Annotated in this window: 11 protein-coding genes; all 11 read left to right on the top strand. The window is 51.3% G+C overall.

Annotated elements, in window-relative coordinates; genetic code table 11:
- Positions 1–31: 31 nt before the first annotated feature.
- The 11 genes from ACOZB4_RS23785 to ACOZB4_RS23735 all read left to right on the top strand — a co-directional run bounded on the left by ACOZB4_RS23785 (position 32) and on the right by ACOZB4_RS23735 (position 13,113).
- A complete protein-coding gene (locus ACOZB4_RS23785) occupies positions 32–1,126 on the top strand; it encodes a D-alanine--D-alanine ligase (RefSeq protein WP_379414533.1) in 1,095 nt (364 codons plus the stop codon).
- Between the two features lie 98 nt (positions 1,127–1,224).
- A complete protein-coding gene (locus ACOZB4_RS23780; RefSeq protein ID WP_322398503.1) occupies positions 1,225–1,542 on the top strand; it encodes a hypothetical protein in 318 nt (105 codons plus the stop codon).
- Positions 1,539–2,540, top strand: coding sequence for a UV DNA damage repair endonuclease UvsE (gene uvsE, locus ACOZB4_RS23775; RefSeq protein WP_379414534.1), 1,002 nt, complete (start codon positions 1,539–1,541; stop codon positions 2,538–2,540). Before ACOZB4_RS23780 ends, uvsE begins: the two co-directional genes overlap by 4 nt.
- Before the next feature lie 263 nt (positions 2,541–2,803).
- Positions 2,804–3,667 (top strand): inositol monophosphatase family protein, encoded by an 864-nt coding sequence (locus ACOZB4_RS23770; RefSeq protein WP_379414535.1) that lies wholly within the window; start codon positions 2,804–2,806, stop codon positions 3,665–3,667.
- A gap of 63 nt (positions 3,668–3,730) precedes the next feature.
- Entirely contained in the window at positions 3,731–3,997 is a 267-nt protein-coding gene (locus ACOZB4_RS23765; RefSeq protein ID WP_379414536.1) for a hypothetical protein, read from the top strand.
- A gap of 274 nt (positions 3,998–4,271) precedes the next feature.
- Positions 4,272–5,534 (top strand): stalk domain-containing protein, encoded by a 1,263-nt coding sequence (locus tag ACOZB4_RS23760; protein WP_379414537.1) that lies wholly within the window; start codon positions 4,272–4,274, stop codon positions 5,532–5,534.
- A 369-nt stretch (positions 5,535–5,903) separates the two neighbouring features.
- Positions 5,904–7,769: an SLC13 family permease gene (locus ACOZB4_RS23755; RefSeq protein ID WP_379414538.1), complete on the top strand. Its 1,866-nt coding sequence runs from the start codon at positions 5,904–5,906 to the stop codon at positions 7,767–7,769.
- Positions 7,770–8,061: 292 nt separating this feature from the next.
- A complete protein-coding gene (locus tag ACOZB4_RS23750) occupies positions 8,062–9,894 on the top strand; it encodes a cache domain-containing sensor histidine kinase (RefSeq protein WP_379414559.1) in 1,833 nt (610 codons plus the stop codon).
- The gene (locus tag ACOZB4_RS23745; protein ID WP_379414539.1) at positions 9,894–11,213 is read left to right on the top strand and encodes a response regulator transcription factor; all 1,320 of its coding nucleotides are present in this window, start codon (positions 9,894–9,896) and stop codon (positions 11,211–11,213) included. Before ACOZB4_RS23750 ends, ACOZB4_RS23745 begins: the two co-directional genes overlap by 1 nt.
- 96 nt (positions 11,214–11,309) lie before the next feature.
- On the top strand, positions 11,310–12,245 hold the full coding sequence (locus ACOZB4_RS23740; protein ID WP_379414540.1) for a carbohydrate ABC transporter permease: 936 nt from the start codon (positions 11,310–11,312) through the stop codon (positions 12,243–12,245).
- A gap of 1 nt (position 12,246) precedes the next feature.
- Complete coding sequence (locus ACOZB4_RS23735) at positions 12,247–13,113, top strand: carbohydrate ABC transporter permease (protein WP_098741950.1); 867 nt, start codon at positions 12,247–12,249, stop codon at positions 13,111–13,113.
- Positions 13,114–13,136 lie beyond the last annotated feature (23 nt).

Below are 13,136 nucleotides of genomic sequence, written 5' to 3'. Positions count from 1 at the left end.
ATGCTGCAATACGGACAAGAGAGAGGTTAACATGGGACAGGATAAATTGACGGTTGGTTTAATATACGGGGGGAAATCCGGCGAGCATGAGGTGTCGCTATCCACGGCATTCGCGGTCATGAACGCTTTTGATTATGATAAATATGAGATTGTTCCGTTTTATATTTCCAAGCAGGGTACCTGGAGAATCGGCAGCAAGCTTTCGGCTCCTTTTGCCCAGTTGGAGGAATTGAAGCTAGCTGAAGGGGAGGGCACGCAAACAGCGCTGAACGCCGTGTTCAGCAGATTGTATGGCCAAGAGACTCAGGCGGTGGATATTATGTTCCCGCTTCTTCACGGGACGTTCGGGGAGGACGGAACGATTCAGGGACTGTTCGAAATGGCGGACATCCCTTATGTGGGAACCGGTGTGCTTGCGTCGGCTGCGGGGATGGATAAAGTCGTGATGAAGAAACTCTTCGCCCAAGCAGGATTACCGCAATGCGAGTATTGTTATTTCAATCGTACCCAGTGGGAGCGGAGCAAGCATGAAGTGCTGAAGGATATCGAGGACAAACTCGGATTCCCAAGCTTCGTCAAGCCGGCTAACCTAGGATCAAGCGTCGGGATATCCAAGGCAAAGAACCGGGAGCAGCTTAAGGCGGCGATTGAATCCGCGCTCCGGTTCGATGACAAGATCATTGTTGAAGAGTTCGTCGATGCCCGCGAAGTGGAGGTCAGCGTGCTTGGCAATGATGAGCCGATGGCATCCGTTCCGGGTGAAATAGTCTCTTCCAGTGAATACTACGACTATGCGGCCAAATATACGGATGGACAGTCACAGATGCAAATCCCGGCCGAGATCGAGCCGGATACGGCTGATCGTCTGCGTGATCTTGCCATTACCGCGTTCAAAGCGATTGAAGGCGGCGGCATTACTCGGGCCGACTTCTTTGTCCGCCGTTCGGACGGCGCGATACTGATCAATGAAGTGAACACGATGCCGGGCTTTACACCGTACAGCATGTACCCGCTTCTGTGGCGGGAAACGGGCGTGTCCTACCGCGAGCTGCTTGACCGGATGATCGAGCTGGGTCTTGAGCGGTACAACCGCAAGCAATCCCTAATTTATGAGAACCAGGCGTAAGCCGTCACAATAGGATATGAAACACCAGGGGGAGTCCGCGCTATTCATTACGGCTCCCCTTGAGTCTAATATTTTGGGATGAAAGGAAGATACGTAATATGGGATTTCAAACCGAGTTCAATTCCGTTTGTAAGTTTAAGAGTGAGCAGGAGCTCTATGAGCTGTTGGAATACGGCCGCGGCAAAATGCTGAAGGATGGGCTTCGGGTATTTCCGACAGGACAGAAGGTGATTGCTTATACGCCGGATAACCAGGCGGTGGCAATCGTTCTGATCACCGCATGCGTATCAGAGATTAACTTCCAGGGCCGCGAGGTCACTTCGGTCGAACTGCAGCTGATCCGCAAATTGACCGAAGAGGAAGCACGCATACAGACAGCCCTCGCTCACGAAATGTTTTTTGGAGATCATGCATGATTGTTCGTTTCGGTTATGTAGCCATGTCCACGGTTGTGCAGAATGCTTCTCCTTCCAAGACGATGACCATGAAAAGCTTTATGAAGCTGAATGACCGTGAGGCCGGCATACACAAACTGGAGCGGATCGCGAATGAGAATCTACATAATACCCTTCGGCTTCTGAAGCATAATGCGGCTCACGATATCAAGGTGTACCGCTTCTCGTCCAAGCTGATTCCGCTGGCTACGCATCAAGATATGCAGGATTGGGATCCGTTCCCGGCTTTGCAAGAAGGCTTTCAGGCCATTGGGGATTTTGTGAAAAAACACGGGATGCGGGTATCTTTTCATCCGGATCATTTCACGGTGCTGAGCACGCCGCGTCCTGAGGTGCTGGTCAACTCGATCCGTGATCTGAAGTCGCACGTCCATATGCTGCAGGCGATGGAGCTGCCTGCTTCCATGAAAAATAACATTCATATCGGCGGCGCTTATGGAGACAAGCCTTCGGCCTCGACCCGATTCGTGGAACACTTTCATGAGCTTGAACCGAATATTAAGGAACGGCTGACCCTTGAAAATGACGACAAAACCTTTACTGCGCAGGAAACGCTGGCCGTATGCCAGCAAACGGGGTTGCCGATGGTGCTGGATATCCATCATCAGTGGGTCAATAACGATGGCGAGGCACCTTGGGAACTGTGGCCGGATATTCTTCGCACCTGGGAGACGCCGCTAGCGCAGGCGGATTCGGACCGGGCGCACCCGCTGCCGCCCAAGATTCACGTATCCAGTCCCAAGAGCCCTACCGATATCCGCAGCCATGCGGATGGGGTGGATGTTGTGCCATTGCTGGCGTTTTTACGGAATATTGCGAGGTCTACGCCGAAGGTGGACGTTATGATTGAAGCGAAGATGAAGGACGGCGCCTTGTTTGATCTGATGAAGGATTTGGGAGATTATACGGCAGAGGGCGTAACCATTCTCGACGGTGCCTCCGTACAAGTGAACCCTTAACCCGATAAGATGAGCTTGTTAACACTTGCAAGTTGATGGATTTTGGGTTACGTTGGAAGTATCCAAACAGAGATTCCCCTTAATACATGACATTGGATAAAAAGTTCGTTCTCGCCAAGCATTCAGGTGCACAGCATAGGACGGACTTTTATTGAAATAGGCGGAATTTTCGTGTGGCTGCCCTTTCGATTACAGCAATGACTGAATAGGATGTAGGGATTGTCAAAAATCACTAGATTGATATAGAAAGTAGAGTGAATGCTTTGAACGAGAATGAAAAGATTCCTTATGTTGTCAGCAGTAAGAGCTACACCGCCGTTGCGATTAATTGCGCCGCCAAAGCGGGAGAGTGGATTAAGAGTAAACTCGGTACAGTCAAGAAGTTGAGCACCAAGTCTTCGGCACAGGATATCGTAACCGAGGTGGACAAAGGCGCGGAGCAGATGATCCGCAAGCTGATCTTGACGCACTTTCCAGATCATGCGATTCTCGGAGAAGAAGGGGTTGCCCCGGGCACCGATGCCTATGTGAAGGCGCTCGAGGACGCCAAGGACGAAGAGTATCTCTGGATTATCGACCCTGTGGACGGAACGACGAACTATGTTCACGGATTTCCGTTTTACTCCGTGTCGATTGCACTGGCTCATCATGGTGAAGTCATTGTCGGCGTTATTTACGATCCTTCCCGGGACGAGTTGTTTGTTGCGGAAAAAGGAAAAGGAGCCTACGTTCACGGCAACCCTACCTATGTTTCCAAGGAAGATCAATTGTCGGACAGCTTGCTGGCCACGGGCTTCCCGCTGGACAGCACGGTCAACCTGCCGCTGAATATGGCTGAGCTGCAGGCGCTGCTGCCGATGGTTCGCAATGTAAGAGCCGGCGGCTCCGCTGCGCTTCATCTTGCTTATGTGGCTGCCGGCCGGCTTAGCGGATACTGGGAGCACGGTTTGAGCGCTTGGGACGTTGCCGCAGGCGCACTATTGGTTCAGGAGTCCGGCGGTAAAGTAACCGATACGGAAGGAAAGTCATACGATCTGTCGGTGCGTCATTTGGCGGCAACCAATGGGCTGATTCATCAGCGTTTTCTGGATACACTAAAAGACGCGGGCGAAGCTTTGGTTCGCTAACGACCCGGGACAACAGAGGAATGCAGGTCATTTACAACCGCTTGATAAAGGAGTGTGCTTACGATGAATGAGAAGTCGGATCAGGATTTGGAGCGCCAGCTCAGCGAGATGTTAACGGATGGTGAGATGGAGAAGAAGGATCGGGAGAAGGAGGAGCGCAGGCTTCTCTCTCCGAAATACGAGATCCGGATTCAGACGCAGCTTGATCCCATCGTGGAAGAGACGCAGAAATACCGCAGCATGGCGAAGGAAGTGGATGATCGCTATGACAAGTACATGGAGAAGGCAGTTAAGAAGGATAAGCCTGAGGATGCAGGTGAAGAAGCTTGATAGCGCTTTAGGAGATGTTTACGAAGCCGGACATCTCTATTCATGAAAGGCCGAATCAGGAATGGACAGCATAGAGCGAGCTGTCCATTTTTTTATGATCACTAGTCAAGGTAACACTGCTCAAGATGGCTCAAATTGGAGTCACGAGGTTTAGCCTTGTCCATAGGGGGGGTCTCATGAAACCTTATCGTCCTGGTTGATTAGGTACCATTCACAGGCTGCTGGTGGTAAAATAAGGCTGTATTAAGTTCATTGACATTAGGGGAGTGAAGGCATGTTCAAACAATGGAAGAAGGGGCTGGCGGCAGTAACCGGCACCTTGACGCTCGCGGTGGCACTGGTTGGACCGGGCGTTGCGCCGGCTTATGCCGATGAGGTTACAGCCAAGGATACATATCATATTGTAGCGCTGGGGGACTCGCTGACCGTTGGGTATGAGCCGGGAATGGATCTGAACAGCAAGCCTTACGGTTTTGTTGACCGGCTGTATGAGCAAGGTTTGTTCCATGGCCGGACCGAGGTAACGAATCTGGGGATCGGCGGCCTGAAAACCGATGGGCTGAACCATTACGTCAAGGCCGTCTTGGATGAACGCGCGATTACGGCAGAGGAGCTGCAGCCAGGGCTCAGCGGCATTGATCCGCGCACCAAGCAGATGGGCGCTGACGCAGCGAAAGCCAAGCCGATTATCGCGGGTGCGGATCTGATTACCATTACCATCGGCGGCAATGACATGATGAGTCTAGTCAGTACCGTGGAAACATTAAGCGACGAAGAGCTGAAAGCAAAGATGCAGGAACTGTTCAAGACCTATACGGATAATGTCTCATCCGTCATTACCAACTTGCATGCCATCAATCCTGATGCCTCTATCGTGGTGGCGGATCAGTACAATCCGGTGCCCAAAGTCGCTGACGAGGTCGCATACGCCAAATTGCTTGCAGCATCTGGAGAGTTCACGAAGCTGGTGGAAGGCGTAGCTGACAGTTTTGCAACTCAGGGCGTAAACATCAAGGTAGCCCATGTTGCGAAGAAATTCGTGGGCTCCGAGCTGACGATGACCCATATCCTGAAAGACGATATTCATCCGAACCAATATGGATACGAGACCATGGCCGGCGTGTTCGCAGAGACGATCTGGGGCAGCTACAAGAATCCCCCTGTTCAGGAACAGGGGCAGCCGATGCGCATCATCGTGAAGGGGCAGGAGCTGAACACGCCATATAAGCCGATCCTACGCGATAACCTGAATTACGTCGCGATACAGGATATCGTAAACGCAGTGGGAGCGACGACCACATGGGAAAATAAAACGTCCAGTGCAACGATTACGTTTGGAGATCAGACGGTGGTGGTGAAGATCGGTGCCAAAACCGTTCAAGTTAACGGCACAGCTGTACCGATCGATACGCCGGCTTTCCTGCAAAAGGTTGGGAAAGAAGATAAAACTTACGTTCCGCTCGCGGTGATTGCATCTGGTCTTGGTTTTGATGTTCAATACAGCACCAAATTGCGTACCGCATTCATTAACTTGTAATCCCATAAACAAGCTGCACCGGCTGGAAGGAGTCGATGCAGCTTTTTTTGTTGTGATTACCGATTGTGGTGATGGCCAATGAGAGAAACCGGTTGATCTTCCACGTTTGTTAACGGCGCGATAGAGAACCTGCTTGGGATATTAGAGATGTCTTTGCAAAGCGTTGTGACGTTTCTAACATGAGTAACTCCAAGCAGATGGTACAATACGACATCATTTCCTTTCATGCAAGGTTTGACATCAGATCAGAAGTTGCACTCATTACCTGACATGATGGAAAGTGGGGATGTGTGAGAGCGGCAGGGAAATGGTTGTCGAATGTCGAATCTTGGAAGAAACATAGATATGGCATTATAGGGGGATCAAGGAATGAATGGACCGATGATCGTTACGTTATCTGTTTTGGCCGTGGCATCCGTATTGTTCATGTCGGGAAAAGTGCGGTCGGATTTAGTCGCGATCGGCGTGTTGATGGTACTTATGTTAACGGACATTTTAAGTCCGACTGAAGCCCTTTCAGGCTTTTCCAATTCGGTTGTCATTATGATGATCGGTTTGTTTGTTGTGGGCGGCGGAATTTTTCAGACCGGATTAGCCAAGATGGCCAGCGGTAAGCTGCTGAAGCTTGGCGGCGGAAGCGAGACCCGGCTCTTGATTATGATCATGCTGGTGACGTCGCTCATTGGCGGATTCGTCAGCAATACCGGCACGGTAGCGGTGATGCTGCCCATCGTTGTCAGTCTGGCGTTCAGCGCCGAGATTAATCCGGGGCGGCTGCTGATGCCCCTTGCTTTTGCAAGCAGCCTGGGCGGCATGCTTACGTTAATCGGTACGCCGCCGAATCTCGTGATTCAGGAGACACTGATCAACGCAGGATACGAACGGCTGTCATTCTTTGCTTTTTTGCCAATCGGACTTGTGTGTTTGGCAACGGGGATCATCGCGATACTGTTTCTTCGCCGTTTTCTTCCCAGCAATGAAGAAGGGGGAGCTGGTAAACAGAGAGGGCGCTCGCTTCGAGAACTGGCCAAACAGTATCGGCTGACCCAGAACCTATATCGCATTCAGGTTGGAGCGGATTCCTCCATTCGATCCAAAACATTGCGGGAGCTGGACATTCCGGCGAAATTCGAAGTGAACGTCATTGAAATCCGCCGTAAAATGTCGGCCAAGAATCAATTCTTCAAGACGATCAACCAGGAAATCGCAGGTCCTGAGACTGTGATTGAGGAAGACGATATTCTGTATGTGAACGGTTCGTTCGAGCGGGCCGCGGAGTTTGCGGAGACGTATGGGCTTATCATGCTGGACCAGCGTGCACCAGAGCTTCGGAAACGTGCCGAAGAGTCGCAGTACGCCACGAGTGACGTCGGCATTGCCGAGGTGATGCTGACTCCATCTTCGCGCCTGATTGGCCATCTCGTTAAACATTCGGGCTTCCGGGAGAAGTATCGGGTGAACATTTTGGGCATCCAGCGAAAAGAACAGTATCTTCTGCACCATCTGAAAGAAGAGAAAATGCGCTTTGGCGATGCCCTGCTCGTTCAGGGCACTTGGAAGGATATAGCCCTCCTGGCTGCCGAGCAAACAGATGTCGTGGTGGTAGGGCAGCCAGTGGAAGAGTCGCGCAAATTGACGATGGACCATAAAGCGCCGATTGCGGCCGGGATCATGCTCTTGATGGTGATCCTGCTGGTGACGGAATGGATTCCGGCGGTCGCCTCCGTGATGGTTGCTGCGGTATTGATGGTTGTGTTTGGATGCGTGCGTAACATGGAGGAGGCCTATAAGACGGTCAATTGGGAGAGCATTGTGCTTATTGGCGGCATGATTCCGATGTCCATTGCTATTGAGAAAACGGGAGCTGCCACGCTGATTTCGGACATGCTGGTCCATTCACTGGGCAGCTATGGCCCGCTTGCCCTGCTGGCAGGGGTATACTTCACTACCTCGCTGTTGACAATGTTCATCAGCAATACGGCCTGCGCCGTATTATTTGCGCCGATTGCACTATCGGCTGCCATTCAGATGGGGGCGAGCCCGTATCCGTTTCTGTTCGCCGTCTCCATTGGAGCAAGCATGTGCTTTGCTTCTCCGTTCTCTACGCCGCCGAATGCACTCGTCATGTCCGCAGGCCGTTATAAATTCAGTCACTATGTGAAGGTTGGATTGCCGCTTCAACTGGTAATCGGCCTGGTCATGATGGCGGTACTGCCGATGTTCTTCCCGTTCTAGAGGGATTTTGCATATGAACACCTCTATGTTGGGTCCGTTAGGATCTAACATGGGGGTGTTATTCTATTTGGCTATAATGCATATTGGAGTGTACTTAAAATTTGCCCATGGTAAGTCCGTTAACAATTGGCAGGCCAGCCTTAGTAAGAAGGAAATCGCCTGTCCCGAGGCTAATAGTTGAATTTGTAACTTCCTGCCTCATCGTAAAATTACGCATCATTTCCGTAGAAATGACTACGCTGGTGCTGCTGGATTGTTGCTATGCTTGAGAAAGCCGGAGGTGCAAGTACCGATGAAGAACCGCTTCAAAAATCCGCTGGGCCGCATGAATATCAAACAGCAGATGATTCTGCTGTTTCTGGTGCTGGTCATCCCGTTGTTTGCGCTAAATGCCTACGGGAATTCCATGGCCGGTCAAATCCTGAAGCGTCATGTGACTAATGCTTATATCGAACTGAACAAGCAGAACTTCAAGCTGATTAATCGTGATATTGAAACCGTTAACAAAGTGACCTCTACGGTCATCCAAAACTCGCAGATCCAGCAGCTGGATCCCTTTGCGGAGGGCACTGTTCTTGCGCGCGTCAAAAACTACGAGCAGCTGGAAAAAATGCTGTTGTCCTTCTCTCAAGAGACGGATGAACGCGAACCAGTCTATTACTCGCTCTATGTGTATGACCCGGACAATAGCTACTTCTTTGCTCCCTATTACCCTGACCGCAGAAAAGCGGGGGTGTATTTTTTCTCCGACGAGAAGGAGAAGCCGGCATGGTTCGATGAGGCCGTGGCGATGAAAGGGAACGGATATCTCAAGCGGATAGCGAATCTGTCCCCGCCGGTACAAGGGCGGCAGGATCAAGAGACCTTAAGCTATGTGAGGGCCGTTAACAATATCTATAGGGGCGGGACCATCGGCGTTCTGGTGGTCACGAATTTGGACGCGCGGATCGGCGAGTCGTTATCGACGGTTTCGATACCGGACGGGGAGTTGTATTTTACGGATTGGAACGATAATATTCTGACCTCGTCGGTACAGGGCATGGCGGGCAAGCTGGAATTGCCGCCCGAAGCGGATCCGGGCCATTCCACGATCGGCGTCATGGACGTGATCACGTCTGATTTTATCTATGTCATCGATTATAACTACGTGCTCCAGCAAAAGCTGGTCTACAAGGTGCCTGTCAAAACGCTGCTCGCCCAGCAAAGCGAAATGAAGCGCGTCATTCAGGTCATCTCCATCGCTTACTTTGCTGTGGGCCTCATTATCGTTTTCTACTTCTGGCAGTCACTGATGACGCCGCTTCAAAAGCTGGCGCATTTCGTGAGAAGGTACGAACCGGGGAACGTCGTGCCGGAAACCCCCTACCGACGCAGAAAAGATGAAGTCAGTGTCCTCATCTCCACGATTTATGATATGGCCCGCCGATTGAATGATCTGATCCACTACAAATACCGTATGGATCTGAAGCAGAAGGAAGCACAGCTGCAGCTGCTTTATCAGCAGATTAACCCCCATTTGCTGTACAACACCTTGGAAAGTATTTATTGGAAGAGCACAATGGAGGGCAATACCGAGTCCGCGGAGATGATCAAGGATTTGTCCAAATTAATGAAGATCAGTCTCAGCAGGGGGCGGGATCTCATCACGCTTGGGGAAGAGCTCGAGCATGCGGGGGCTTATATTAATCTCCAACTGAACCGTTACGACTATCAGTTTACCGTCCGCTGGGAAGTTCCCGAGTCCTTGCTGGTGAACCATGTGCCGAAGATTACGCTGCAGCCGCTGCTGGAAAACGCGATTATTCATGGCATTAAAAATATGGGCGAGGACGGAATCATTCGGATTTCAGGACATCTGGAGGATAAATGCTTCCGGATCGTCATCGAAGATAACGGCTTCCGTCCCGTAAACTACGAGTCTATTCATAGACTGCTCCATAATGAAGTGCAGGACCCTTCATCGGGCTACGGCATTCGCAATATCCAGGAGCGGATCCGGCTGCATTTTGGAAACTGCTATGGGCTGGAATATGAACCGAGAGAAGAAGGGGGAACCCGTGTGACGATTACGATTCCCCGAACAGAAGTTGCAACCATTACCACAACCGGACAGGAGGTCTCCTGATGTATAACATTTTGGTGGTAGATGACGAACCTTTGATCTGCAAGGGCTTAGCCGGGCTGTTAACGTCCTCGGGCCTTGCCATCGATGGGATTACCACGGCTTACAGCGGGCAAGAAGCGCTGGATTACATACGGATGGGGGATATCGATCTGTTGGTCACCGATATCCAGATGGGCGAGATGAACGGCATCGAGCTGATGCAGCAGGCGAAGATCGTGAAGCCGTGGGTTCAGACAATCATTATTTCAGCCCATGAAACATTTCAATATGCGCAGCGGGCGCTTCAGCTCGGGGCCAAGGATTATTTGATCAAACCACTGAACAGTGAGCAGTTTCTGGATTCGGTCCGCAGCGTGCTGCTCAAGATGGACCGACCGGCGCCTCAGGTGGAGTCGTTTCTTATGGTCGATAACGAGCATTTTCGGATGGAGGAGCCTCCGTCCGAACGAATAGAGCGGCTGAACCAGCGGCTCTCCACAGAGTCGGATCAGCTGCAACTGGCCGGTCTAGACGAATCGGAACTGGGCTTGAGTGGTCCTTATTTTGCGGTCATCAAGATGAAGCTGGGCCTAACGGAAGACAGCAGCGCTTCTTTTTCCAGGCAAGATATAAATCTGATTCAATATGCTGCGCTGAATATCGCCAAGGAGCTGTTGGAGCAGGAGCCGCACACCTTCGTGTTCTACTCGCCGGAGCGAGACATCAACATCATCCTTCAATGGAGCGAGCAGGAGATGGAGGAGAATGCGAGCAGCAAGATCCACCATCTGGAGATGATTGGCCGGAGCCTGCACCACCATGTGGAGCTGTACCTGAAACGTAGCTGTACCGTGGGGATCAGTCAAATACTGAGAGGGCCTGAATTTTTGAGTGTGCTCAGCCGTCAGGCGGACAAAGCGATGCTGTGGAGCGAGCAGCTGCATGATTTCCACGTGTTTTATTACGGGGATTTCAATTGGCACAACTATGCCCAGGAGACGTCGCAAGAGGTGCTCTCGAGCCAGAGCAACCGGATCGTCGAGAATACGAGGCAGTATATCGAGGAGCATTATCGCCAAAAGGGATTGACGATTCATGAGGTAGCCAAGAACAATCATGTGAGTCCGAACTATTTGAGTTATCTGTTCAAAAAATATACCGGCAGCAGCCTGTGGGAGTATGTCGTGAAGCTGCGGATGGAGGAGAGCAGGTCTCTGATCCTGAGCACGGATCTTCGCCGTTACGAAATCGCCGAGCGAGTCGGCTATGAATCCCCGGAGCATTTTAGCAAAATCTTCAAAAAATATTATGGTGTCAGCCCCAGCGAGTTAAAGAAGTAAGAACGGTTATACTTCACATAGTTTTAGACATGTTGTAAGACTCCCTTCCTTTTTACAATTAAAGCTGGACATTTAATAAAGGAATGAGGGAGTCAGATGGAAGAAACGGCCATGCCGCAAGGCCAGGCTCGGATAGAGCCCGGTCATCGCACCCGACAGGAGCACAAGCGCAAGCCGCTGTGGAAGAAGTACATATGGGGGTATTTGTTCCTCGTTCCCGCAATTGCGATCTTTATCGTCTTTTTGTGGGTGCCAATCTTTAAAGGGATTTTTTACAGCTTTTTTCATATCGATTTCGTAAAAGGAAACACCTTCGTCGGGTTCGAAAATTATGCCAAGGTGCTGAGCAATCCGGATCTGCTGCTATCCGTTCGAAATACTTTATATTTCATGCTGTTAACGCTGGTCATCGGCTTCTGGGTACCCATCGCGGCCTCCATTGCCATCTCGGAGCTGAAGCTGTTCCAGGGCTTCGCCCGGATTGCAGCGTATCTCCCGTTTGTCGTACCCGGCGTCGTGCTCTACGGCATGTGGAGGTGGATGTATGATCCGGTAGGCCCGATCAACGCCCTGTTCGGCTTCTTCGGGGCAGAACCGGTATCGTTTATATCGGATAGCCGGTTCTCGATGGTGTCGCTTGTCGTTATGGAGACGTGGCAGCAATTCGGCTCGGCGATGCTGATCTATCTGGCCGGCGTGCTCAGCATACCGAAGGATTGGTATGAAGCTGCCGAAATCGACGGTGCGGGCGTATGGGCCCGGATTAAATACATTACGCTCCCCTCGATGCGCAATTTGATTATGCTCATGCTGATTCTGCAGCTGATCGGCACTTCGCAGGCGTATCAGTCGCAGCTTGCGATGCTGGATGGCGGACCGAACAAGGCCACGCTCACCTATGCGCTTCTAACCGTAAAGTACGCGTTTAACCAGCTGGATTACGGGGCAGGAACCGCCATGGGCATTTTGATGTTTCTGGTGCTGAGTTTGCTGGGCATCCTGCAATTCAAGATGAACAGGGAGGAGTACTAGGATGAAAGAGAGAGGCATACTGTCCGCATCGGATTTGAGAAAACCGTGGAACAAGGCGGTATACGGGTTTATGGTGCTGTGCATCGCGGTGATGGTCTTTACGATGCTGTACCCGATCGGCATGACGATGTTCAACGGGCTGAAGAGCAATCAGGAGATCAACACGTTTCCGCCACGCTTTTTCCCTTCGGAATGGCATTGGGATAACGTCCCAAAGGGGTGGGAATACATCGATCTGCCGATGTTTCTGAAGAATACGCTGCTTATTTTTGGCGGCAATCTGCTGGTGACGATTCTGGTACTGGGCCTCGCGGCCTTCAGCATTTCCCGGATCCGAGTTCCCTATCACCGCGTCATCTATTTCTTCATTCTCATGACCTTGTTTATTCCGGCGTCGAGTTACATGATTCCGAACTTCGTTAATTTGAAGGAGCTTGGGCTGTTGAATTCCTACTGGGCCTTCTGGCTGCCGGCCGGAGCGAATGCTTATTTCTTCCTGCTGATCAAAAACTTCTTCGACGGCATTCATCCGGAGATCTTCGAGGCGGCGCGCATTGACGGCGCTTCGGAGTTGAGCAGCTTTCTGCGGATTGCCGTTCCGCTGTCCGTTCCGATCTTCGCAACGCTGGCGATCTTTATCTTCTCCACGGCATGGAATGACTGGTTCTGGCCGTCGCTTGTCATGCAGACACAGGACAAGTACACGCTGGCTACGGCCATTTACAAGTATGTCATTAACGCTAGGAGCCTGGACAGCAGCATAAAATTTTCGATCCTGTTCATGGTCATGGTGCCGCCGATCTTTGTATTTCTGGTGTTCCAGAAATTCATTATGCGCAGCGTCAGTCTCTCGGCCGTCAAAGGGTAGAGCAGCGTATACCGCACCATCGT

The organism is Paenibacillus sp. NPDC058898, assembly GCF_049316025.1.
GTDB lineage: Bacteria > Bacillota > Bacilli > Paenibacillales > Paenibacillaceae > Paenibacillus_AQ.
This window is presented reverse-complemented; position numbering and strand designations above follow the sequence as displayed.